The 239-nt window shown below is 69.9% G+C and carries 1 protein-coding gene; it reads left to right on the forward strand.

Features of this window, described 5'->3' with window-relative positions; genetic code table 11:
- Positions 1–239, forward strand: a 239-nt coding sequence (locus GTW40_RS12000) for an NAD(P)-binding domain-containing protein (RefSeq protein ID WP_237525466.1), incomplete at both ends; no start/stop codon positions are given.

Consider the following 239-nt stretch of genomic DNA (forward strand, 5'->3'; position numbering starts at 1 on the left):
CTCGGCAAGATGGGCGGCAACATGCGCGAGCGCATCCGCCGCGCGGGCCACCAGGTCATCGGCTACGACCGCAACCCGGAACTGACCGACGCCAAGGACCTCGCCGAACTGGTCGAGAAGCTCGACGCGCCGCGCACCATCTGGGTCATGGTCCCGGCCGGCACCGCCACCCAGGTCGTCGTCGACGAGCTGAAGGACCTGCTCTCCCCCGGTGACGTGGTCGTGGACGGCGGCAACTC

The organism is Streptomyces sp. SID4985 (genome assembly GCF_009863025.1).
Classification (GTDB): Bacteria; Actinomycetota; Actinomycetes; order Streptomycetales; family Streptomycetaceae; genus Streptomyces.